This window comes from Raoultibacter phocaeensis (genome assembly GCF_901411515.1).
Lineage (GTDB): Bacteria > Actinomycetota > Coriobacteriia > Coriobacteriales > Eggerthellaceae > Raoultibacter > Raoultibacter phocaeensis.
The window spans coordinates 1,542,610-1,562,654 of sequence record NZ_CABDUX010000002.1 but is presented as its reverse complement, the minus strand read 5'-3'; the positions used below and the strand labels follow the sequence as shown (position 1 = coordinate 1,562,654).

Annotated in this window: 17 protein-coding genes; 14 read left to right on the top strand and 3 right to left on the bottom strand. The window is 60.7% G+C overall.

Annotation, left to right across the window (positions count from 1 at the left end; translation table 11 throughout):
• Positions 1-52 precede the first annotated feature (52 nt).
• The 5 genes from FJE54_RS14605 to FJE54_RS14585 all read left to right on the top strand — a co-directional run bounded on the left by FJE54_RS14605 (position 53) and on the right by FJE54_RS14585 (position 7,817).
• Positions 53-1,528, top strand: coding sequence for an aldehyde dehydrogenase family protein (locus tag FJE54_RS14605; protein WP_139653523.1), 1,476 nt, complete (start codon positions 53-55; stop codon positions 1,526-1,528).
• Positions 1,529-1,853: 325 nt separating this feature from the next.
• A complete protein-coding gene (fsa, locus tag FJE54_RS14600; protein WP_139653522.1) occupies positions 1,854-2,534 on the top strand; it encodes a fructose-6-phosphate aldolase in 681 nt (226 codons plus the stop codon).
• Positions 2,531-4,411 (top strand): transcription termination factor Rho, encoded by a 1,881-nt coding sequence (gene rho, locus FJE54_RS14595; protein WP_139653521.1) that lies wholly within the window; start codon positions 2,531-2,533, stop codon positions 4,409-4,411. The genes fsa and rho overlap by 4 nt, the downstream gene beginning before the upstream one ends.
• Before the next feature lie 234 nt (positions 4,412-4,645).
• A complete protein-coding gene (sppA, locus tag FJE54_RS14590; protein WP_139653520.1) occupies positions 4,646-5,719 on the top strand; it encodes a signal peptide peptidase SppA in 1,074 nt (357 codons plus the stop codon).
• Positions 5,700-7,817: a methionine--tRNA ligase gene (locus FJE54_RS14585; RefSeq protein ID WP_139653519.1), complete on the top strand. Its 2,118-nt coding sequence runs from the start codon at positions 5,700-5,702 to the stop codon at positions 7,815-7,817. The genes sppA and FJE54_RS14585 overlap by 20 nt, the downstream gene beginning before the upstream one ends.
• Before the next feature lie 67 nt (positions 7,818-7,884).
• Here the strand turns inward: FJE54_RS14585 and FJE54_RS14580 are convergent, their stop codons facing one another.
• Both FJE54_RS14580 and FJE54_RS14575 read right to left on the bottom strand, forming a co-directional pair.
• Entirely contained in the window at positions 7,885-8,973 is a 1,089-nt protein-coding gene (locus FJE54_RS14580; protein WP_139653518.1) for a molybdopterin-dependent oxidoreductase, read from the bottom strand.
• Between the two features lie 11 nt (positions 8,974-8,984).
• On the bottom strand, positions 8,985-10,790 hold the full coding sequence (locus tag FJE54_RS14575) for a molybdopterin-dependent oxidoreductase (protein ID WP_139653517.1): 1,806 nt from the start codon (positions 10,788-10,790) through the stop codon (positions 8,985-8,987).
• A gap of 399 nt (positions 10,791-11,189) precedes the next feature.
• Here FJE54_RS14575 and FJE54_RS14570 point away from each other — a divergent pair, with 399 nt between their 5' ends.
• Positions 11,190-12,833 (top strand): response regulator transcription factor, encoded by a 1,644-nt coding sequence (locus FJE54_RS14570; protein WP_139653516.1) that lies wholly within the window; start codon positions 11,190-11,192, stop codon positions 12,831-12,833.
• A gap of 103 nt (positions 12,834-12,936) precedes the next feature.
• Here the strand turns inward: FJE54_RS14570 and yihA are convergent, their stop codons facing one another.
• On the bottom strand, positions 12,937-13,518 hold the full coding sequence (gene yihA / locus FJE54_RS14565) for a ribosome biogenesis GTP-binding protein YihA/YsxC (RefSeq protein ID WP_139653515.1): 582 nt from the start codon (positions 13,516-13,518) through the stop codon (positions 12,937-12,939).
• A 184-nt stretch (positions 13,519-13,702) separates the two neighbouring features.
• Between yihA and FJE54_RS16370 the strand changes: the two genes are divergently transcribed.
• The 8 genes from FJE54_RS16370 to FJE54_RS14530 all read left to right on the top strand — a co-directional run bounded on the left by FJE54_RS16370 (position 13,703) and on the right by FJE54_RS14530 (position 20,037).
• A complete protein-coding gene (locus FJE54_RS16370; protein ID WP_255467453.1) occupies positions 13,703-13,825 on the top strand; it encodes a hypothetical protein in 123 nt (40 codons plus the stop codon).
• A 311-nt stretch (positions 13,826-14,136) separates the two neighbouring features.
• On the top strand, positions 14,137-15,054 hold the full coding sequence (rpsB, locus tag FJE54_RS14560) for a 30S ribosomal protein S2 (protein WP_139653514.1): 918 nt from the start codon (positions 14,137-14,139) through the stop codon (positions 15,052-15,054).
• Positions 15,055-15,198: 144 nt separating this feature from the next.
• Positions 15,199-16,065, top strand: coding sequence for a translation elongation factor Ts (gene tsf / locus FJE54_RS14555; protein WP_139653513.1), 867 nt, complete (start codon positions 15,199-15,201; stop codon positions 16,063-16,065).
• Between the two features lie 234 nt (positions 16,066-16,299).
• Positions 16,300-17,571, top strand: a complete 1,272-nt coding sequence (murA, locus tag FJE54_RS14550; RefSeq protein ID WP_139653512.1) for a UDP-N-acetylglucosamine 1-carboxyvinyltransferase — start codon at positions 16,300-16,302, stop codon at positions 17,569-17,571.
• A gap of 28 nt (positions 17,572-17,599) precedes the next feature.
• Positions 17,600-19,099: an LCP family protein gene (locus FJE54_RS14545; protein ID WP_139653511.1), complete on the top strand. Its 1,500-nt coding sequence runs from the start codon at positions 17,600-17,602 to the stop codon at positions 19,097-19,099.
• 80 nt (positions 19,100-19,179) lie between these two features.
• Positions 19,180-19,410 carry a NifU family protein gene (locus tag FJE54_RS14540; protein ID WP_102378559.1) on the top strand — a complete coding sequence of 77 codons (231 nt, stop codon included), beginning with the start codon at positions 19,180-19,182 and terminating at the stop codon, positions 19,408-19,410.
• Positions 19,411-19,451: 41 nt separating this feature from the next.
• A complete protein-coding gene (locus FJE54_RS14535; protein WP_139653510.1) occupies positions 19,452-19,742 on the top strand; it encodes a hypothetical protein in 291 nt (96 codons plus the stop codon).
• A gap of 34 nt (positions 19,743-19,776) precedes the next feature.
• Positions 19,777-20,037: a CpXC domain-containing protein gene (locus FJE54_RS14530; RefSeq protein ID WP_255467452.1), complete on the top strand. Its 261-nt coding sequence runs from the start codon at positions 19,777-19,779 to the stop codon at positions 20,035-20,037.
• Positions 20,038-20,045: the final 8 nt, after the last annotated feature.

Here is a 20,045-nt window from a genome sequence, read left to right as displayed (position 1 = left end):
CCTCCGTATAATCAGGCTATCTGTCATGATTCCTGAGACGCAGGAGGATCCCATGAGCCAAACCCCCGAACCTTATTCCGGACTCGACAAGCAGTTCATCGCGGGAATGTGGCGCGACGGCGCAAGCGGCGAAAGCCTGCACGACCGCAACCCCTACAACGACGAGGTGCTCGCCACCCACGTGCTCGCCGATAAAGGCGACGTGGACGAAGCGTATGCTGCGGCCGTGCATGCCCAGAAGGAGTGGGCGCTCGCTCTTCCGTCCGAGCGTGCGGCGCTTATGGACAGGGTCGTGCGCATCTTCGATGAGCGCCACGACGAGCTTGTGCGCTGGTGCCAGCTCGAAACCGGCAGCATTCGCGCAAAGGCGGAATTCGAAGTGGGCGCCGCTCGCAACATCGCCGCCGAGGCGGCATCGTTTCCGTATCGGATGCACGGCGAGATTCTCGCATCCGACACGCCCGGCAAAGAGAACCGCGTTTACCGCGAACCGCTCGGCGTGATCGCGGTCATCAGCCCCTGGAACTTCCCGATGAACCTTTCGAACCGAAGCGTGGCCCCGGCGCTTGCGCTCGGAAACGCCGTCGTGCTCAAGCCCGCGAGCGATTCCCCTATCACGGGCGGGCTGCTGCTTGCGAAGATCTATGAAGAGGCGGGACTTCCCTCGGGCCTGCTATCGGTTGTGACCGGGCGGGGAAGCGAGATCGGCGATTACTTCGTCGAACATCCCACACCGAAGATGGTGAGCTTCACCGGGTCGACCGAGGTGGGCAAGCGCATCGGCGCGCTTGCTACGAACGGCGCGCATCTGAAGCGGATCGCGCTCGAACTTGGCGGCAACTGCCCGCTTGTGGTGCTCGATGACGCCGACATCGAGCAGGCGGTCGACATCGCCATCGCGGGGCGGTTCCTCCATCAAGGCCAGATTTGCATGAGCACGAACCGCATCATCGTCGATCGGTCCATCGCCGAGGAATTTACCGAGCAGTTCGTCTCACGTGCATCGCGCCTCGTTTGCGGAGATCCGCTCGATCCGGCCACGAACATCGGACCGGTCATCAACGATACGCAGCTCGATGGACTGCGTGCCAAGATCGAGAAGGCCCAGGCGCAAGGCGCGACCATGGCGCTCGAAGGTTCCATCGAGGGTCGTGTCATCTCTCCGTACGTGTTCACCGACGTCGATCCCGAATCCTCGCTTGCGCTCGACGAGACGTTCGGCCCGTTGGCGCCCCTCATCGTGGCCGCCGACGAGGAAGAGGCGCTGCGCCTTGCGAACATGTCGGGCTACGGGCTTTCGTCGGCCGTGTGCACGAAGGACGAGGCCCGCGGGGTGGCGTTTGCGCTCAAGATCGATGCGGGCATGACGCACGTGAACGACATGAGCGTGGCCGACGAGCAGCACTGCCCGTTCGGCGGCGAGAAGAATTCGGGTCTCGGCCGCTTCAACGGCGATTGGATTCTCGAAGAGATGACGCGTACGCACTGGGTGTCGGTCCAGCACGTCCCGCATCCGTACCCGCTGTAAATCCGTTTCGGCGCGCACGCCGCACGTGCGTGCGCGCCTTGGCGCTTCCGCGTGGTACACCCCGACGCCATGGGGGCGAAACGCTACGCCCCGCGCGCCCATCTGGGCTAAGAAACGCCTCCGCCCGATGGCGTCGTGCAGGGTTCTTTCTGTTACGTATCGAAAAACTTTCTTGAAACCGCAGACCGCATACGCTACCATGGTCGCAGTTCTTTATACTTCTTTTTTGAAAGATAGCCTATTCTCATAGCTAACAACCCCATTCTGGAAAATGCGCGCTTTGTCGCGTCGTATATCTTGAGGCCTGTATTAAAGGAGGACCTGGGTGAAATTCTTTTTGGACACCGCCGATCTGAGCGAGATTGAGGAGGCAGCAAGCTGGGGCGCTCTCGCGGGCGTGACCACCAACCCTTCGTTGTACGCTCGTATCGGGGGAAAGCTCTCCGATTTCCATAACCACATCAAGCGCATCTGCGATATCGTCGACGGGCCCGTGTCCGCCGAAAGCGTCGCGATGGAGCGAGACGAGATCGTGCGCGATGGCCGCGAGCTCGCCGCCATCGCCCCGAACGTCGTCGTGAAGGTGCCCACGATGATTGAGGGTTTAGCGGCCACCCACACGCTTGCAGCCGAAGGCATCCCGGTGAACATGACATTGTGCTTCACGGTACCGCAAGCCATCTTGGCTGCCCGTGCGGGCGCCCGCTACATCAGCCCCTTCGTCGGGCGCTTCGACGACATTTCCGACGACGGCCTCAGCCAGCTCGAAAACGTCGTTTCAGCCATCAACAACTACGATTTCACCCCCAACACCGTTAACGGCGAGCAGGTCGAGATCATCGCGGCGTCCATTCGCAGCGCCAACCACGTTACCCAAGCGGCGCTCATGGGCGCCGATATCGCCACCGTTCCCTTCGGCGTGTTGAAGAAGATGGTGGCCCATCCGCTGACCGATCGAGGCCTCGATGCCTTCATGAAAGACTGGGAGAAAGTTCAAAACGCATGAGTGAAACCGAAACAAGCACGGTAGAAGCGGCAGCCGCCCCTGCCGAGGAGAAGAAGCCCATCCGCAAGCCGCGTGCCCGCAAAACCGCACCAGCTGAAGCCCCCGAGAGTTCGGAGGCGAAACCGTCCGAAGCGAAGGCCCCCGAAACCGAGGAGAAGAAGCCCGTCCGCAAGCCGCGTGCCAAGCGCGTCGTCGTCGAAACGGGTAGCGCCGCGCCTCCGAAAGCAGAAGCCGCACCAACCGAGGGCGCAACCGAAGAAACCAAGCGCCCCGCAGCGCGCAGGACCGCGCGTTCCCGCACCGCCGAGAAGCAAGAGGCGGAGGGCACTGCGGCTAAGCAGGCGGCAGAAAAGCAGACCGAAAGCAAGGCGGAAACGCCGCAGGCCGACAAATCGTCCGAAGAGCGTTCAAGCCAGCAGCGCCAAAACGGCCAGAGCAAGAACAAGCAGCAAAGCGGCAAGCAGCAGAACCAGAATCAGAATAAGAACAAGCAGAACAACAAGCAGAACAACCGCCAGCAGCAAGGCAACAACGCCAACCAGCGCAAGCAGCGCCGCCAGCATCAAGGCTCGAACCGCGAGCCTGTCGTGCCGCAGACCACGCGCGAAGATATCGAGAAGCTCAAAGTCGCAGAACTGCGTGCGAAAGCCGAAGAGCTCGGGCTCGACCACACGGGGCTCCTGAAGGCCGATCTCATCGAGAAAGTCTACGAAGCGTGCGTCAAAGCCGAAGGCTTCATCGAGGTCAAAGGCGTACTTGACATCCTTGCCGACGGATACGGCTTTTTGCGGACGCAGGGCTATCTGCCGAGCGAAACCGATGCCTACGTGGGCTTATCGACCATCCGCCGCAACGGTCTTCGCAAGGGCGATTTCGTGGTGGGTCAGACCAGGCCGCCGCGCGAGAACGAGAAGTACGCCGCCGTTCAGAAGATCATCTCGGTGAACGGGAAATCCCTCGACGAGCTCGGCAAGCGCGTCCGCTTCGCCGATCTTACGCCAGTATATCCCGACGAGCGTTTGTGGATGGAGCACGGCAAGAACACCATCACGTCGCGCGTTATCGACTTGGCGGCGCCCATCGGCAAGGGCCAGCGCGGACTCATCGTATCTCCGCCGAAGGCCGGCAAGACAACCGTGCTCAAAGACATCGCGGCTTCCATCTCGGCGAACAACCCCGAAGTGCACCTCATGTGCCTGCTTGTGGACGAGCGTCCCGAAGAGGTTACCGATATGGAGCGCTCCATCAAAGGCGAGGTCATCTCGTCGACGTTCGACATGCCCTGCGAGAACCATATCGCGGTGTCGGAGCTCGTCATCGAGCGCGCCAAGCGCCTTGTCGAAGACGGTGCCGACGTGGTGATCCTGCTCGACTCGCTCACGCGCCTTGCGCGTGCGTACAACCTTGCGCAGCCGGCGAGTGGGCGCATCCTTTCGGGCGGCGTCGACTCGACTGCGCTCTATCCGCCCAAGCGGTTCCTCGGTGCCGCCCGCAACATCGAAGGCGGTGGCAGCCTCACCATCCTTGCATCCGCGCTCATCGATACGGGTTCGAAGATGGACGAGGTCATCTTCGAGGAATTCAAGGGCACGGGCAATCTGGAACTCAAGCTCGACCGCAATCTCGCCGACCGCCGCATCTTCCCGGCGATCGATCCGGTCGCATCGGGTACGCGTAAGGAGGACCTGCTGCTCGAGCCGCAGGAGGCCCCGCTTATCTGGGCGGTCCGCCGTATTCTTGCGAACATGAACAACACCGAGCGCGCTATGGACATGCTTATCAAATCGCTCAAGCAGACCACGACGAACCAGGAGTTCTTATTGCGGACGGCGAAGAAAGCGCAGATGAACAAATCCGACGATACCATCGAGCTGTAAGGCGCACGGTTTATCTTCGCCGAGTACCGCACCCTGGTAGCGGGTTTAGCGAAGCGAACGAGCTTCGCCGAAGCCGCATGAGGCGGCGGGTCGGAAGGTGAGCCGCATGATGGAGACCGTAAGGGTTCTGTAACGATGGCTTTGCGCGTCGGCTACTATAATGGGAACCGTGTGCACCGTACACGGTTCCCCTGTTTCAGGGCACGACGGTGAAGCGGACGATAAGGAGACAACATGTCCGATCAAGGCAACTGGCAGCAGCAGGCGTGGCAGCAGCCGCAACCCCAGCAACAGCCCCAACCTCAGCAACAGCCCCAGCCGCACGGCTATTACCAGGGTCAACCTGCATACTGCGCACCCGAGCCCCCGAAGAAGGGCAAGGGGTGGATTGTCGGTTTGGTGGCCGTGCTCGCCATCTTCCTCGTCATCGTCATCGGTATGGTGTCGTGCACGAGCATGTTCACCTCGATGGGATCCTTCCCATCGTTCTCGTCGTCGACGGTGAGCGATATCGATTACCTGACAGGCGACGCGGTCGCCATCATCGCCATCGACGGCACCATCCAATACGACGGCACCACCTCAAGTCCTGAAGGCCTCAAAGCCCAGCTCGACAAGGCCGAAGAGAATTCGCATGTCAAGGCACTCGTTTTGCGTGTGAACTCGGGCGGTGGCGTGGCAACGGCGGGCGAGGAGATGACTGAATACCTTAAAGAGTTCTCGAAGCCCGTTGTCGTATCGAGCGCATCGATGAACGCGAGCGCCGCCTACGAGATATCGTCGCAGGCCGATTACATCTTCACGGCGAAAACTACCTCGATCGGCTCGATCGGCACCGCCATGCAGGTCACCGATCTTTCCGGTCTCTACGAGAAGCTCGGTATCCGCATCGAGGACATCACCTCAGCCGACAGCAAGGATTCGAGTTACGGCAATCGCGCGCTCACCGAAGAAGAGCGCGCCTACTACCAGGATATGGTCGATCAGATCAACGAGACGTTCATCGAGACGGTCGCCGAGGGTCGTGGCATGTCGGTCGAGGAAGTGCGCGCACTCGCGACCGGTCTTACGTTCACCGGTATGACCGCCGTCGAGAACGGGCTCGCCGATGAGATCGGCACGCTCGACGATGCGGTGGAAAAGGCGGCGGAGCTTGCGAACGTCTCCTCGTACACGACCGTCAAGCTGCAGAGCTCTTCGGCGCTCGATATGCTCGATTTGCTCGACATCCTCGGAGCTTCGGCTTCGACCGACGACCTTTCCGCCGCGCTGAAGGAGCTTGAACACGATGGTGCCAGCATCCGATAAACCGAACTGGCCAAAACGAGCCGTCGTGACGGCGGGTATGCCGTACGGCAACAAACCGCTGCATTTCGGCCATATAGCGGGCGTGTTCGTGCCAGCCGACTGCTACGCGCGTTTCCTGCGCGACCGCATCGGGCCCGAGAACGTGCGGTTCATATCGGGTACCGACTGCTTCGGCTCGCCCATCAACGAGGGGTACCGCAAGCTTGTCGAAGCCGGGGAATTCGACGGCACGATTGCCGAGTATGTCGAAGAAAACCACGAGACGCAGAAGAGAACGCTCGATGCCTACAACATCAGCCTGTCCATCTACGAGGGCAGCGGCATGGGCCATTCGGGCGAGGTGCACCAGCAGATTTCGGAAGCGTTCATCGAAAAGCTCTACGAGAACGGGTATCTGCGCAAGCGCGCGACGCTGCAGTTCTACGACCCTGAGGCCGAGACGTTTCTGAACGGCCGCCAGGTGGTGGGGCGCTGCCCCGTACAGGGCTGCAAGAGCGAACATGCCTACGCCGACGAATGCGACCTCGGGCACCAGTACGCGCCCGAGGATCTCATCGCGCCGAAGTCGTCTGTCACCGGGGTTACGCCCGAGATGAGGCCCGTCGAGAACTGGTACTTCGACCTGCCCGCGTTCGCGGGGTTCCTCCGTGCGCGCACCGCCGAACTCGAAGCCGACCCGGAGGTGCGCCCCGTCGTATACAACACGGTGAAGGAGTTTTTGGCGCCCCCGGTGGTCTACATCAAAAACGAGGCGTACGACGAGTACCTCGCCCTTGCCGAGACGCTTCCCGTCCATTCGTATCGGGAAGCAGGGAAGGGCAAGCAGAGTTTCGAGATCGAGTTTGCCACCATCGACGAACGCGACGAGGCTCGCGAGATCCTCGCCCGTGCGAACATTCGCTTCCGCATGGGAAAGACGCTTACGCCGTTTCGCATCACGGGCAATATCGAATGGGGTGTGAAGGCACCGGTTCTCGAGGGCATCGAGGGACTTACGGTATGGTGCTGGCCCGAAAGCCTGTGGGCTCCGATGTCGTTCACGATGGCGGTCAACGACAAGATGGGCATGCCGCGCGGCAGCTGGCGTGATTTCTGGTGCTCGGAAGATGCAGAGGTCTACCAGTTCATCGGTCAGGACAACCTGTATTTTTACGGTGTAGCGCAACCGGCGCTGTTCGAGGCGATCAGGCCGGGCGACATATTGCAGCCGGGCATTGCCGAGCATCCGCTTCGGCAGACGAACCTCATCGCGAACTACCACATCCTGTTCGGCGATAAAAAAGCTTCGTCATCGGGCGCTGTCAAGCCGCCGACGGCAGATGAGCTGCTGGACTACTACACGCCCGAGCAGCTCCGGGCGCACTTCCTCGCTCTCGGCCTCGATCAGAAATCGGTCGGGTTCAAGCCCAAGCCGTTCGAGCAGGACGAGAAGAAGCGCGATGATCCGCGTGTGGCCGATCCCGTGCTCAAGGAGGGCGCACTGCTCACGAACGTGTTCAACCGCCTCGCGCGCAGCTGCTTCTACGAAGCGCAAAAGCACTTCGGGGGCTACATGCCCCTCGGAAGCGTATCGGACGACGTAGTCAAAAAGGTGCACGAGGTTTTGAACGCCTACGATCACACGATGCACCGAGCCGAGCTCCATGCCATCATGTCGATCATGGACGAGTTCATCCGCTGGTCGAACAAGTACTGGACCGAGCATATTCGCGAAGTCGAGCAAGCTGCGGCAGCGTCGGGAGCGACGGATGCCGTTCATTGTGAGAGCGCGTCGGAATTCGATTCCCACCCTGACGGCACCGTCGGTGGCGCATCGAGCGCGGATGCGGTGTATGCGATGCGCCGCCAGGTGCTCGTGGACTGCTTCTTTTTGCTTCGCGTGGCCGCGCTGCTCATGCATCCGGTCGTGCCTGCGGGAACCGAGAAGATCTGCGACTACTTGAGCTTCGAGTTCGACGAGTTCTTCAGCTGGAACTACGACTTCGAAGACAACGCGGAACTCTGCAGCGCCGGTGAGATCACCGAGGGCCGCCATCGCATTCGCGAACTGCCCCCGCGCACCGATTTCTTCGAGAAGCATCCGAGCCAGTTCAAATAGCATGCCGAAAGCGCCCCGCATCCGACGGGGCGCTCGGGTGCAGACGGGTCTGCAAAGTCCCTCGGCTTTATGCGACTTCGAAGGCTAGCGTTGCTTCAAGCGGCGATACCATGCCGTCGGCGGTTTTCGCCCGGACGGTCATGCGGTAATCGCCCGCTTCGCCAAACGTGGTGGTGAACTGCCAGTTGACCCATTTATCGGCGGTGGCGCCAGCCGTTTCGCAGCTCGTCCAGGTGGCACCGTTGTCGAATGAGAACTCGATCGCGGTGATCGGGCTGCCGAGATCATCGGCTACCCCCTCAAACGTGATCTCGTCGCCGACCTTGAACAGGCACTCTTCTGCGCTGTTCAAGATGTTAACCTTGTTGCGGTACGTCGGATCGACCGCTTGCACGTCAGGTACCTGCTCCTGGGCGGTGAGTTCGATCTCCACGATGCTGCGTGTGAAGTAGCGGGCCACCGTTTCGGGCATGAACAGCTGCAGGCTCGATCCTTCGCCCGTGGTCGCGAGCTCTTGACCGTTGACCTGGTAGACCAAAAGCGCGTTCTTCTCAAGCGCGTATTCGAGCGGAAGCGGCTGACCGAAACCGTCCGCGCCAAAGGCCGTTACCGTGTTCACGCCGTCTTCCAGATCGGCCATTTCGACCACGGCAGAGAGCGGCACACCCATGACGGCAACCTGTCCGAAGGGCGATCCCGTAGCGCACGAGCAGGCCATAAGCGCCTGATCGCCCACATCTTCGGAAAGGTCCTCCACGTTCACCGTGAAGTTCTTCTTGATATTGCCGCCGACGTTTACATAGTAGTTCGCGACCCCGCCCTGTTCTGCAGCAAGGTCTGCTGCAGGCTTCGAGCACATGCTTGTGAGCGTGGCGCCGAAGATGTTGAACAGCTCGTCGTTGGGCGTTGTGCCCTCTTGGTTGAACGCGAAGATTCCCTGAACGTTCGCCACCTTGGTATAGGGGCTTTCTTCGTCGCCCATCCAGCGCGAGATGATCTCGCGGTCGCCGACGGTGTGGGTGGTCGTTTGGGGTTCGTCGGCTCGCGCATCGGTCTGCGATTGGAGCGGCGAGGCGATGGCTGTAGCTCCCCCGAAGAGCAGCAGTGCGGAGCTAACAACGCCTGCCGCTATCTTTTTCGGTGTAGTGAATGGCATGTGCGTCCTCCTTACTTCTCTTCTTCGTTGGTGGCGGCAAGGTCGACTTTCGGCGGAATGAGGGAACCGGAGGTGAGTACGGTGGTTTCCTCGGCGCTCGGCAGCTTGTCCTTGGCGTTGAACATGACGGTTTGGGTTTCGAAGCTCTCTGCTCCGCTTTCGGTGGTAGCGCGTACGGTGAGGCAGTACGCCCCCTCAAGCTCGGGCGTATAGGTGAAGCTCCACCAGACCATCTTGTTGCGGTCGGTATCGCCGAGTTCGAAGGCCGTCCATGTTTCGCCTCCGTCCATGGAGAACTCCATCGAAGCGATCTTCTCGTCGTACGCGTCAGCGTAGCCTTCGAACGTGAAAGGCTCGCCGTTTTGCACGAGAAGTCCGTCGGGCACGCCCAGGATGGTGGCATTGGGCTTGTTCATGGGAACGTTCGCCTCGTTCTGCCATCCGTTGGGGTTGCCGGCCCATTTATCGGTGTAGTCGATGTCCTCGTTCGTCACCTCGTAGGTGTCGATCTGCTTGGAGTTGATCTGCGCATCGACGCCTTCGACCCAGTTCGTGCACGGATATCCGCGCGTTGCGTCGAGGTACTCGCCGCCGATCTTGTACACGAGCAAAGCCTCGTTGCTGTCCACCTTATCGACGGGGAAGGCGCGCTTGGAGCTGCCGTCGGCGCGAAGCGCGCGTACGCCGGTCGTGTCGTCAGTGTAGCCGCCGGCCTTTTCGATGAGCCAGCTTACCGGAATGCCCGTGATTTCGGTGTTCGTTACGCCACCGCCGCCGACTGGATTCCAGTTGCAAACCATCTTGGAGGTCTTCTCTACGACGACCCCGGCTTTTTCGGCTTCCTCGATGAGATCGGGAAGTTTCGCAGTGTATCCGTTTGCCACCGTACCCGAAACGGTGATCTCCCATTCGTCGAAGAGGCTTTGCGGCATCTCGAGGTTAAGGCCGTTCACGCCTGCGCCGTGGCGCATGTTGTCGTAGTAGGCGTGCATCCAGTCGTACGAGAACACGCCGTCTTGATCCTGGATCTTCTCCTGGTCGATAGCGAACTCGCCCTCGACGTCGGCAACTTTGTTGATGCCCCAGAGACGGTCGTATTTGGTGAGATCCCACATTTCGAGCCCTTCGTCGTTCTCGGTGGCGTTGTGGCACGACATGCAGTCGCCTTGGAACTGGGTGCTGAACTCGGCTTTGTTGCGCGTGTTGAAGTGGATGCCGTGCATGAGCGTGCCGAATTCGTACTGCTTGGCGATGTAACCCGGTGCGTACGAGTGGCAGAACAGGCATTGCTGTAGCGTCGTCTTGTTGTCGAGTTCATCGTTCCAAGCCACGGGATGCTCGTAGGGCAGGTTCTTCAGAAGCGAATTCATATCGGGATGGCATGATTCGCATCCGCGGTTATCGGCGTCGAGCCAGTAGGTGTTGTACGAGTTGGAACCGGCCTGGATTTGCCAGGCATCGGGGTTCACTGCGTATTCGGTGGGAGTGCGCTGCACCATCTGGCCGTTTGGAAGCGTGCGGATTTCGGGCGCGTACTCTTCGGCTATCTGATCCCAGCGATCCCACAGCCCGTCGAGGTATTCTTTGCCCGGATAGAACTCTTCGTTGATGTCCGCATCGGTAGTGCCTTCCGCGCCGTCGATGATCGATTGCTGCTCGGGCGTAAGGCTTTCCTCGGCTGCGGGTTTCGTATCGCCTGACGGCTCCTTGCCCGAAGGCTGCTGGTCTTCGCCTTGATTCGGCGAGCAGCCGGCGATCAGGCAGAAGGTGCATGCCAGACACATCGTCGCGATGACGAGTTTCGTTTTGACCGACATAGGTCCCCTTTCTCTTTGCTCCTTGCATACGGCGCTTCGCGCTACGCTGTTAAAACCGGCATCGAGCCAGGCGTAGGCGGAACCGCCGCGTCCTCTGCCGCACCGCATCGTTCTTCTCCTTCCTTCGTATGCGCTACGGCTCGGCATCGATGGTATCGCGGGCGGACAGACCTCACTATCCCCCAAAGGTCCGATTAGAAAACCCCAGGCAAATCCGCATCGTCCACTTTGGGGGATGCGGATGCTCGCCGGCATCGAACGCCGCTGCGCAATACCCGATTTTCTCGATGAGACGCGGTACGGGATGCATCGGGGGACGTCTCGTGCGATAATGGTTCGACGCGCAAGGCGCTCAGGGATGCGCGGCAAGGGACGGAAAGAAGAGGGAAGCATCACATCATGCATATGCGCAGCATGCCTTTGAACCCATGCGGGGTGTTCGCGGCTCTCGGGCTCGGCTTGAATCTCGTATGGTGCACGCTTATGGGCCATACGATGGGGTTCATGTCGTCGGCTACGGGTATCGAGTCGTGGGTCAACCCCCGGATATTCTTTCTCCTCGGCATTTTCGCGCTGGCGGTTTCCTATGTGATCGCACCGCGCAAACTCAAGCGGTCCGATCGCGTACTGCGCTACGTGCTCCCGCTTATCTCCGCGGCGGGCACTGCCTGCTTCGGGCTCTCGTACCACCAGACGTTCTTTGCGCCCCAAGTGCTTGCCGTAGGCGGCCTGTTCGTCGCGGGGGTCGGGTACTTCTGGCTTGTTGCCCGCTATAACCTCATGCTCGCCCGCACGCAGGGCTACTCGTGCGCGGTCTGGTCGGTCGCGGGCGGCCTGATCGTCAAGCTGCCTATCCTGTTTGCGCTGAGCGTCCTTATGGGACCCGAGTGGCAGGTTGTCGTGGCCATCGCCTTGCCGGTCATTTCGGCGCTGGTGTTCGAAGTGGCGTGCTCGCTCGCGCGTGGCGCTTCGGAAGGCGATGACGGTGGCGACTTTTCTGCGAGCGTGCGGACGGTATACGGGGTTCCCGCTAAACCGAAGATTGCGGCGCCGACGTCGCAGACGTTTCGGCGCAACACCTTCATCATGGTCGCCGTATCGGCCATCCTGCTTGCAGTCATTCGCTCGGTGAGCTATTTGGGCATGTGGGGCAACACGAATGCGAACATATCGGATAGCGTTCCGTGGCTGATGGGTCTGGTAGTGCCGGCGCTGAGCGTTGCCGCGTTCGCATACTTCGCTCTGATTCGCATGTCCGATTTCACCTTAGCTATCCGCTTCCAACCTGCGATGCTGCTTACGCTTGCCGGCTTGTTCGTGGTCGTTGTGCAAGCGAGTTCCGATAGCGCTTCGATGTCGCTTCTCATCGACGTCATCCAGATCGACGAGCTGTTCGCGCACCTGCTGTTCTGGACCGTGGTCATCACCGCGCTCGATGCGCTCGATTTGCCTTCGTATCGGGTCATCGGCATAGCGGGGGCCATCTACGCAGGCGCTTCTATCGCATGGGTGCTTCTGCTCGGTGAATCGGCGGTTATCAGCAACGTATTCGTGCTGCTTGCCACTTATGTGATCGTCATCGTCGCTATGAGTGCGACGTGGTTCGGCGGCAAGAGGCGAACTGACGAGGCGATCGTGCAGGGAAGGGCCGCGAGCGGTGGTTTGCGGCGGGCGGCAGAGGCACGAACGGGGAATGAAGCGGATACCTGGGAGGCGCACGCTCCCCGCGTTGATGCAAAGCCCAGCACGCCCTTGACGAAAAGCGTGCACGATACCTGTTTGGCCCTTGCCGCCCGCTACGGCCTCTCGCCGCGGGAGGCCGAGGTGTTCGTGCTGCTCGCACAGGGCCGCACCCGCGCGTTCATCCAGGACGAACTCGTGCTTTCGAACGGTACCGTGAAGACGCACGTGAGCCATATCTACGCGAAGATGGACGTGCACGACCGCCAGGAGATGATGGACCTCGTTTGGCAAAGCGATGACGACAGTGCCGACGAGAGCGGCGATGCTGCTGCGTCAAGCCCTACGATGGGGTTGGCGTAAGGCGAGCTCCGAGGTTTCTTCGTGGCGCGCACGTGTGCCCTGCTTATCCGCTGGTTGGGTGCATCTGGGGTCCGCTCGAAGCTGCGTTTTGTGTAGAGCGCTGCTACGATACGGCGTTTTCGATGTGTTTGCGCAGCTCGTCGATGCCGATGCCCTTTTCCGCCGAACAGGGGATGACCGTCTGATCCTTCGGAAGCCTCAGCTGCTTGCGAAGCGCAGCCACCTGCTTTTGTCGCTGCATGTTCGAGAGCTTATCGGCTTTGGTGAGCGCTAGTACGAAGGGAAGATCGGCTTTTGATAGAAACTCGACCATGCCCGTATCGAGGTCGGTTGCCGGATGGCGTATGTCGATGAGCGAGACGACGAGTGCGAGCGAGCGTTCCTGGTTGAAGTAGCCTTCGATAAGCTCCGACCAGCGCGCCTTCTCCGACTTCGCCACTTTGGCATACCCGTATCCCGGTAAATCGACGAAATCGACGCCTTCGACCGAGAAGAAGTTGATGGTGGAGGTTTTGCCCGGCACCGATGAGACCTTTGCAAGCGCCTTGCGGTTGAAGAGCTTGTTGAGAAGCGAGGATTTGCCCACGTTCGAGCGCCCGGCGAACGCGACTTCGGGGTGGACTGAAGGGGGAAGCTGCTCGGATGTGCCGTACGCCGCCGTGAATGCTGCCAGGTTGTAGTTCATGGGATGTCCTCTTCCGTATGCGGCTTCTCGTTCGACGGGTGCCCTCGCGTCTGCGCCGCCGCGAACGCCCGCTTTTGTATGCCGTTTCGTTTTCTCCCATGATACAGGATGTTGGGGTGCAGCCCGCGCGGGAAACGTGCCGGCCATTTTCTGAATTCTAGATACTCAGGAAGGGGTGGCGCCTATGAAGGTTGAAGTTTGGCAGGTTCTTATCGCTCTTATCGGGCTTATCTTGCGGGTCGTTGACTTCGTCATCGACAAAATAGAAAAGCTCCCGTCCGACGAAGAGCCGGACAAGGAGCACTAAACCAACCCGAACCGCCGAAGCGATCCGAGAGCCGTGCGGAGGAACCAACTCCGTGCGGCTCGACCGTTAGTATAAGGGAATCCCACAGCGTTTCCAAGGCCTAAAATCGGAGCGACTTGTGACTTGTGACTTGGGGCTTGGGATTCGGAATTTGGAATTAAGACTCGCTCTTGCATTCCTTACAATCGGTGGTATACTTTGCAAGTTTCTAATTACACATGCGTGTGCGACCCGGCACCGCCAGTGGCCAACCGAAAAAGGCTGCGGGACTGGGGAAGACCATGCGCAGAGGATTAACGAATGGAGAGAACATGACTAAGGTCAGCATTACTTCGCTGCTCGATGCGGGCAGCCACTTCGGCCATCAGACGCGCCGTTGGAACCCCAAGATGAAGCCGTATATCTTCGGCAGCCGCGGGGATATCTACATCATCGATCTCAAGCAGACCCTGTTCGGTCTCGACAAGGCCTACACGTTCATTTCTGAAACCGCGCGCAAGGGCGGCACCGTGCTGTTCGTGGGTACGAAGAAGCAGGCTCAGGAGGCCGTTGCCGATGCGGCGAACCGCTGTGGCATGCCGTACGTGAACGCTCGTTGGCTCGGCGGTATGCTCACGAACTTCGTGACCATCCGTTCGCGCGTGACTCGCATGGAGGAGCTCGAGGCCATGGAGGCCGACGGCCGCATGGAGCTTCTGCCCAAAAAGGAGCAGATCCTGCTTCGCAAAGAGCTCGCCAAGCTGCAGACCAACCTGAACGGCATCCGCAATATGAAGAAGGTTCCCGAGGCCGTGTTCGTGATCGACACCAACCGCGAGGCCATCGCCATCCACGAGGCCCGTCGTCTCAACATCCCGGTTGTGGGTACGCTCGATACCAACTGCGATCCCGATGATGTTGATTTCGGCATCCCGGCCAACGACGACGCCATCCGTTCGGTGCGCTTGCTCTCCGAATTCATCGCCGATGCCGTTATCGCCGGCGGTGTTGTGCCGGTGACGGTTGCCGACATGGCAGGTGACGCAGAAGCGCCCGCAGCCGACGATGCCGCTGCCGCTGCCGTCGAAGCTCAGGCGGTTGCCGCCATCGCCGAGACCGAGGCCGCCCAGGCCGTCGAGAAGGCCGCTGCCGACGAGGTTGTTGCCGAGGCCGCCATCGAGGCTGCTGTCGAGGCCGTCGTCGATGCCGCTGCGGCTGAGGCCGACGCCGAGGAGAAGGCTGCGGAATAAGCGCGCTTTTCGCGACGGGGCTGCGTTCGCCTTGCGGATGCAGACCGAACTGCGTATGCCGACAACGTCGGCATGAACGACTGAAACGATACGACTCAGCGCGGGCGCGGCCCGCGCAACCGCTTGATCGAGAAAGGAACCACCATGGCTGACATCACAGCTTCTATGGTCAAAGAGCTCCGCGAGATGACCGGCGCCGGCATGATGGAGTGCAAAAAGGCGCTCGTCGAGGCCGAAGGCGAGATCGAGAAGGCAGTCGATGTCCTGCGCACCCGCGGGCTCGCCGCCGTCGCCAAGAAGGCCGGCCGCGCCACCAACGAGGGCACCGTTATGGCCGTCGTCTCCGATGACTGCACTTCGGGCGCCGTCATCGAGCTCAACTGCGAAACCGACTTCGTGGGCATCAACGACAAGTTCAAAGCCTACGCCGAGAAGATCGCCAAGGCCGCGCTTGCCGCCAAGCCCGCCGATCTCGATGCGCTCAAGGCCGCCGATGCCGACGGCGAGACGGTGGAGGAAGTTGTTACCGACGCCATCCACACGCTCGGCGAGAACATCCAGCTCTCCCGTTTTGCAGTTGCCGAGGCGGGCGCTGTTTCGTCTTACATCCACGGCGGCGGCAAGATCGGCGTGCTTGTGGAATTCGACGTCGAGGGCATCGATCCCGCGTCCTCCGAGTTCGCTCAGTACGGCCGCGATGTCGCCATGCAGGTAGCAGCCGCGTGCCCCGTTGCGGCGAACCGCGATGCGGTCGATCCTGCCGTCATCGAGCACGAGAAGGCCATCTACATGGCTCAAGCTGCCGAGTCCGGCAAGCCCGAGGCCATCCAGGAGAAGATGGCGACCGGTCGTTTGGAGAAGTTCTTCAAGGAGAACACGCTGACCGAGCAGGCATACGTGAAGAACCCCGATCAGAGCGTGTCCGAGTACACCGCCGAAGTCGCCAAGAACCTGGGCGGCTCGATCGCGATCAAGAGCTTCATCCGTTTCGTTTTGGGCGAGGCCGAATAAACTTCGCGCATACGCGTCGAACCGAGCGCCGGCGGCCGTTGTGCTGTCGGCGCTTTGCTTTGCCGCTCGAACGACCGCGGAGCACGGCCCGCCTCCGGCGGCGTGTGCCCAAACCGCGCGTTGAACCCTCGTCGTATCCTTCTGCTAACGTTATGGATGTTCGATGGTAGGGCATGCCAAAGGCAGCGGCTTCTTTTATCGTGAGGGGGACGTATCCGAGCAGAAAGACGGGTTATGCCAGAGGAAATAATCATCGTCAGGGGGAACTCGACGTTTGCAGGAACCGTGTCCGTTTCGGGTGCGAAGAATTCGGCGCTCAAGCTCATCGCGGCGGCGATTCTCGGCCAGGGCGTCTCGGTGGTGCACAACGTGCCCCTCATCTCCGACATCAACATCATGGCAGACGTCATTCGAAAGCTCGGAGCGACCGTCGAGCGCGACGGCCATACGCTCGTCATCGATACGACTGCCATTTCCCGCTGCGAGACGCCCTACGAGCTCGTTTCCAAGATGCGGGCGAGCATCTCGGTGCTCGGACCGCTCATCGGCCGGTTCGGCAGGGCGCGCGTTGCCATGCCGGGCGGATGCCAGATCGGCGCACGCAAGATCGACATGCACATGATCGGGCTTGAGGCGCTCGGCGTCCATTTCGAAATCGATCACGGGTTTCTTGAGGCAACTACGCCTAACGGCCTTCACGGGGCGCACGTCGTACTCGAGTTTCCCAGCGTCGGTGCGACCGAGAACATGGTCATGGCTTCGGTTGTGGCCGAAGGTACGACCGTCATTGAGAATGCCGCGCGCGAGCCCGAGATCGTGGATTTGGTGAACATGCTCAACTCCATGGGGGCGAGCATTTCGGGCGGCGGATCGTCGATCATCGAAATCGAGGGTGTGCCGCTTGCGTCGATGCACCCGTGCGAGCATACGACCGTGGGCGATCGCATCGAGGCGGGCACGTTTCTTGCCGGTGCGGCGCTTGTGGGCGGGCCGGTTACCGTCGAGGGCATCGATCCGTCGTTTCTGCGCATGGCGCTCATGAAACTCGATGCGATGGGATGTACGGTCGAGGTAGGGGAAAGCTCCGTAACGGTCTCGCGCAGCTGCCCCATTCGGGCAACCGATATCCAGACGCTTCCCCATCCGGGTTTCCCGACCGATCTGCAGGCGCAGTTCATGCTGCTCGCTGCTCTCGCCGAAGGAAACTCCGTCATTTCCGAGAACGTGTTCGAAAACCGGTTCATGTTCGCATCCGAGCTCGTCCGCATGGGCGCCGACATCACGATCGAGGGCCACCATGCGCTCGTGCGCGGTGTCGAGCGATTGCAGGGTGCCCCGGTTTCATCAACCGACTTGCGCGCCGGAGCGGCGCTCGTGTTGGCCGGCATCGTTGCAGACGGCGAGACCCAGGTGCACGAGATATCCCATATCGACCGGGGCTACGAGGATTACGTAGGCAAACTGCGCTCCCTCGGCGCCGATGTCGAGAGGACGGCCCTTTCCTAGGGTCTGTCTGCGATAGGTTAGGATCTGTATGGCGTACAAGCCGAGAAAGGTATCAGCATCGTATTCGAAGCACACGTCGCGTCGCATCCGCAATGCGAGCATCGGGACGCACAATCCCGCGAGCGCGCGGCGCGCTGCAGGCAAGGTGCGCAGCGGTACGGTCGAATTCTCCAATCCGCGTAAGAGCTCGCGGGCAAAGCGCGGCATCGTCGACCACGTCACGCCCGCAACGTCGACGCGCGAAAGCGACTCGGCGTACTCGAAACGCGTCGCGCAGCGCGATTTCCAGGGCGGCCTCCAAAGGAAGGCGAAAGCGAAGGGCATCGTCATCGCGCTTGTTGTCGTGCTCGTCGTCGCGTGCGTTGCGGGGGCGGCAGGCGTTGCCGCCTACTTCGGTTCTGTGTCAGACAAGATGGGCCTCGGCGATTCCGATGCGAAAAGCGCGCTCGTTTCGCCTGAAGAGGGCAAGGTGCCCTACGTGCTGCTCGTCGGAGAGTTCTCGAAGCCCGGAGCGGGCTATGAGGGTCCCGACATGCTCATGCTCGCGCGCATCGACACCGAAAACAAACAGATCTCGCTCGTGTCGGTGCCTGCGAACGCGCAGGTTTCGCTCAACGACGGCAAAACCCACCGTATTGCCGATGCGCAGCTTATGGGTGGAGATAGCTACCTTATCTCGACGATAGCGAACTATACGGGAGCGCGCATCTCCCATGTGATCAAGACCGACGAGGAAAGCCTCGTCGAGCTGGTTGATGCGCTCGGAGGCCTCACGATCGACGTGTCTCAGGAAGTCGACGATCCGAACGCGGGCGACCTGTATGTGCCTGCGGGCGAGCAGACGCTCGACGGACAGGGCGTTCTTGTGCTTTCCCGGGCGCTCAACTTCGCCGAAGGCGACGAGGTGCGCGCCGAGAACCAGCGCAAGGTCGTGCTCGCGCTTGCGGGCAAGCTGCTCGATACCAATGCGCTGAGCATCATCCCGACGCTCGACGTCGTTGCGGGAACGGTGAGAACCGATTACTCGGCCTCCGACGCGCTTGCGCTGATCGACGCGCTGCGCGGCATCGACCTTTCCCAAGTCCATGCCGTGCGCATGCCCGGATACGACGTCACCAGCTCTTCGACGGGAGACGAGTACTTCGTCGCTTCGACCGACGAATGGACCGCCATGCTCGAAGCGCTCGACGCGGGGATGGACCCTGCTCCCGCTGCTGCGGCGGGCCCTGCTGTCGATCCCGCAAGCTTCGAGATCACTGTGCGCAACGGTTCGGGTATTACGGGCGGAGCTCAGCAGATGTCAGACGCGCTTGTCGGGAAGGGCTACAAGGTAACCGATACCGGCAACGCCGATCAGTACGTGTACAACGAGACGCTGGTGGTGTACCAGGACAACGATTTCAAGGATGCAGCCGAATCGGTGGTGCACGACCTCGGAGCCGGGCGTGCCATCGCTTCGAACGGGTTCTATACGTTCGAGACCGATGTGCTTGTCGTGCTCGGAAAAGACTGGCAGCCGCTCAATTAGTCCGCTTGCCGCACAAAGGTTCTTGCTGAGTGCGGTGTGATACAATCGACCGGAACATACTTCGAGAAGGGAATTGCATTATGGTAGAGAAAAACGATGTGGCCGCAGTGCTCGAGCTCATCCGTCCGAGCCTCCAGGCCGATGGCGGCGACGTTTCGCTCGTCGATGTCGCCGAAGACGGTACCGTGACCGTCGAGTTGCAGGGTGCCTGCAAAGGTTGCCCCATGTCGCAGATGACGCTTGCAAACGGCGTCGAGCGCATCTTGAAGGAGCGCGTGCCGGGTGTAACCAAAGTCGTTCCGGCGATGTAGCCTGCGGCTTGCACGGAGTTTACGAGAAAGGTCGGCGGGTCATGGCAAAGTGCTGGGAGAAGCGGGGTTGCGATGATGAAATGCAGTCGCGGTGCCCGCACAATCAACCGGGCGAGCCGTGTCCCGCCGACTGCCATTACGCGGCATGCCACCGCGAAACGCATGCAGTGGCAACCGATTTCGAGCTTTTGCTCAATCCCGAACTCGATTACGAGGCTTCCGTCAAAGAGGTATGCCGCTTCTGCGAGTTCTTCCTGTCGAACGGCCCTGCGCTTGCCGACCGCGCAAGCGACGTTTCCCGCCAAGGGAATCCCAATCGTTTCCTGCTCTGACGAAAACGTTCTGCTACAATGTCAGGAAAGGCACATGACTGAGAGCGAGCGTGCGAAGGGAGATGTGAGAGCGATGGCGGCCAATCTGACCTGTCCTGCATGCGGGGCCACCGATCTCGATGTATGTAAGTACGATTCCATGATGGTGCTCAGCAAGGATACGGCGCTGTTCTCCCTGCGTTGTCCGCAGTGCGGTGCCAAGGTTTCGTCGGTTCACGGCATTCCCGTGCAGCTGCGCGAAGAAGTCAAGTTCGCGGCGATCGAGATCGGCGCGGGCATGGGAGCGGGGCAGTAGCGCTTCGA

Excerpts from the sequence above, each read along its gene's own strand:
- sppA (WP_139653520.1), top strand. The coding sequence starts at position 4,646 with ATGTCCGATCAAGGCAACTGGCAGCAGCAGGCGTGGCAGCAGCCGCAA.
- FJE54_RS14570 (WP_139653516.1), top strand. The coding sequence starts at position 11,190 with ATGCATATGCGCAGCATGCCTTTGAACCCATGCGGGGTGTTCGCGGCT.
- FJE54_RS14545 (WP_139653511.1), top strand. The coding sequence starts at position 17,600 with ATGGCGTACAAGCCGAGAAAGGTATCAGCATCGTATTCGAAGCACACG.
- rpsB (WP_139653514.1), top strand. The coding sequence starts at position 14,137 with ATGACTAAGGTCAGCATTACTTCGCTGCTCGATGCGGGCAGCCACTTC.
- FJE54_RS14585 (WP_139653519.1), top strand. The coding sequence starts at position 5,700 with ATGGTGCCAGCATCCGATAAACCGAACTGGCCAAAACGAGCCGTCGTG.
- FJE54_RS14605 (WP_139653523.1), top strand. The coding sequence starts at position 53 with ATGAGCCAAACCCCCGAACCTTATTCCGGACTCGACAAGCAGTTCATC.
- FJE54_RS14580 (WP_139653518.1), bottom strand. The coding sequence starts at position 8,973 with ATGCCATTCACTACACCGAAAAAGATAGCGGCAGGCGTTGTTAGCTCC.
- rho (WP_139653521.1), top strand. The coding sequence starts at position 2,531 with ATGAGTGAAACCGAAACAAGCACGGTAGAAGCGGCAGCCGCCCCTGCC.
- FJE54_RS14535 (WP_139653510.1), top strand. The coding sequence starts at position 19,452 with ATGGCAAAGTGCTGGGAGAAGCGGGGTTGCGATGATGAAATGCAGTCG.
- yihA (WP_139653515.1), bottom strand. The coding sequence starts at position 13,518 with ATGAACTACAACCTGGCAGCATTCACGGCGGCGTACGGCACATCCGAG.
- FJE54_RS16370 (WP_255467453.1), top strand. The coding sequence starts at position 13,703 with ATGAAGGTTGAAGTTTGGCAGGTTCTTATCGCTCTTATCGGGCTTATC.
- tsf (WP_139653513.1), top strand. The coding sequence starts at position 15,199 with ATGGCTGACATCACAGCTTCTATGGTCAAAGAGCTCCGCGAGATGACC.
- FJE54_RS14575 (WP_139653517.1), bottom strand. The coding sequence starts at position 10,790 with ATGTCGGTCAAAACGAAACTCGTCATCGCGACGATGTGTCTGGCATGC.
- FJE54_RS14540 (WP_102378559.1), top strand. The coding sequence starts at position 19,180 with ATGGTAGAGAAAAACGATGTGGCCGCAGTGCTCGAGCTCATCCGTCCG.
- FJE54_RS14530 (WP_255467452.1), top strand. The coding sequence starts at position 19,777 with ATGACTGAGAGCGAGCGTGCGAAGGGAGATGTGAGAGCGATGGCGGCC.
- murA (WP_139653512.1), top strand. The coding sequence starts at position 16,300 with ATGCCAGAGGAAATAATCATCGTCAGGGGGAACTCGACGTTTGCAGGA.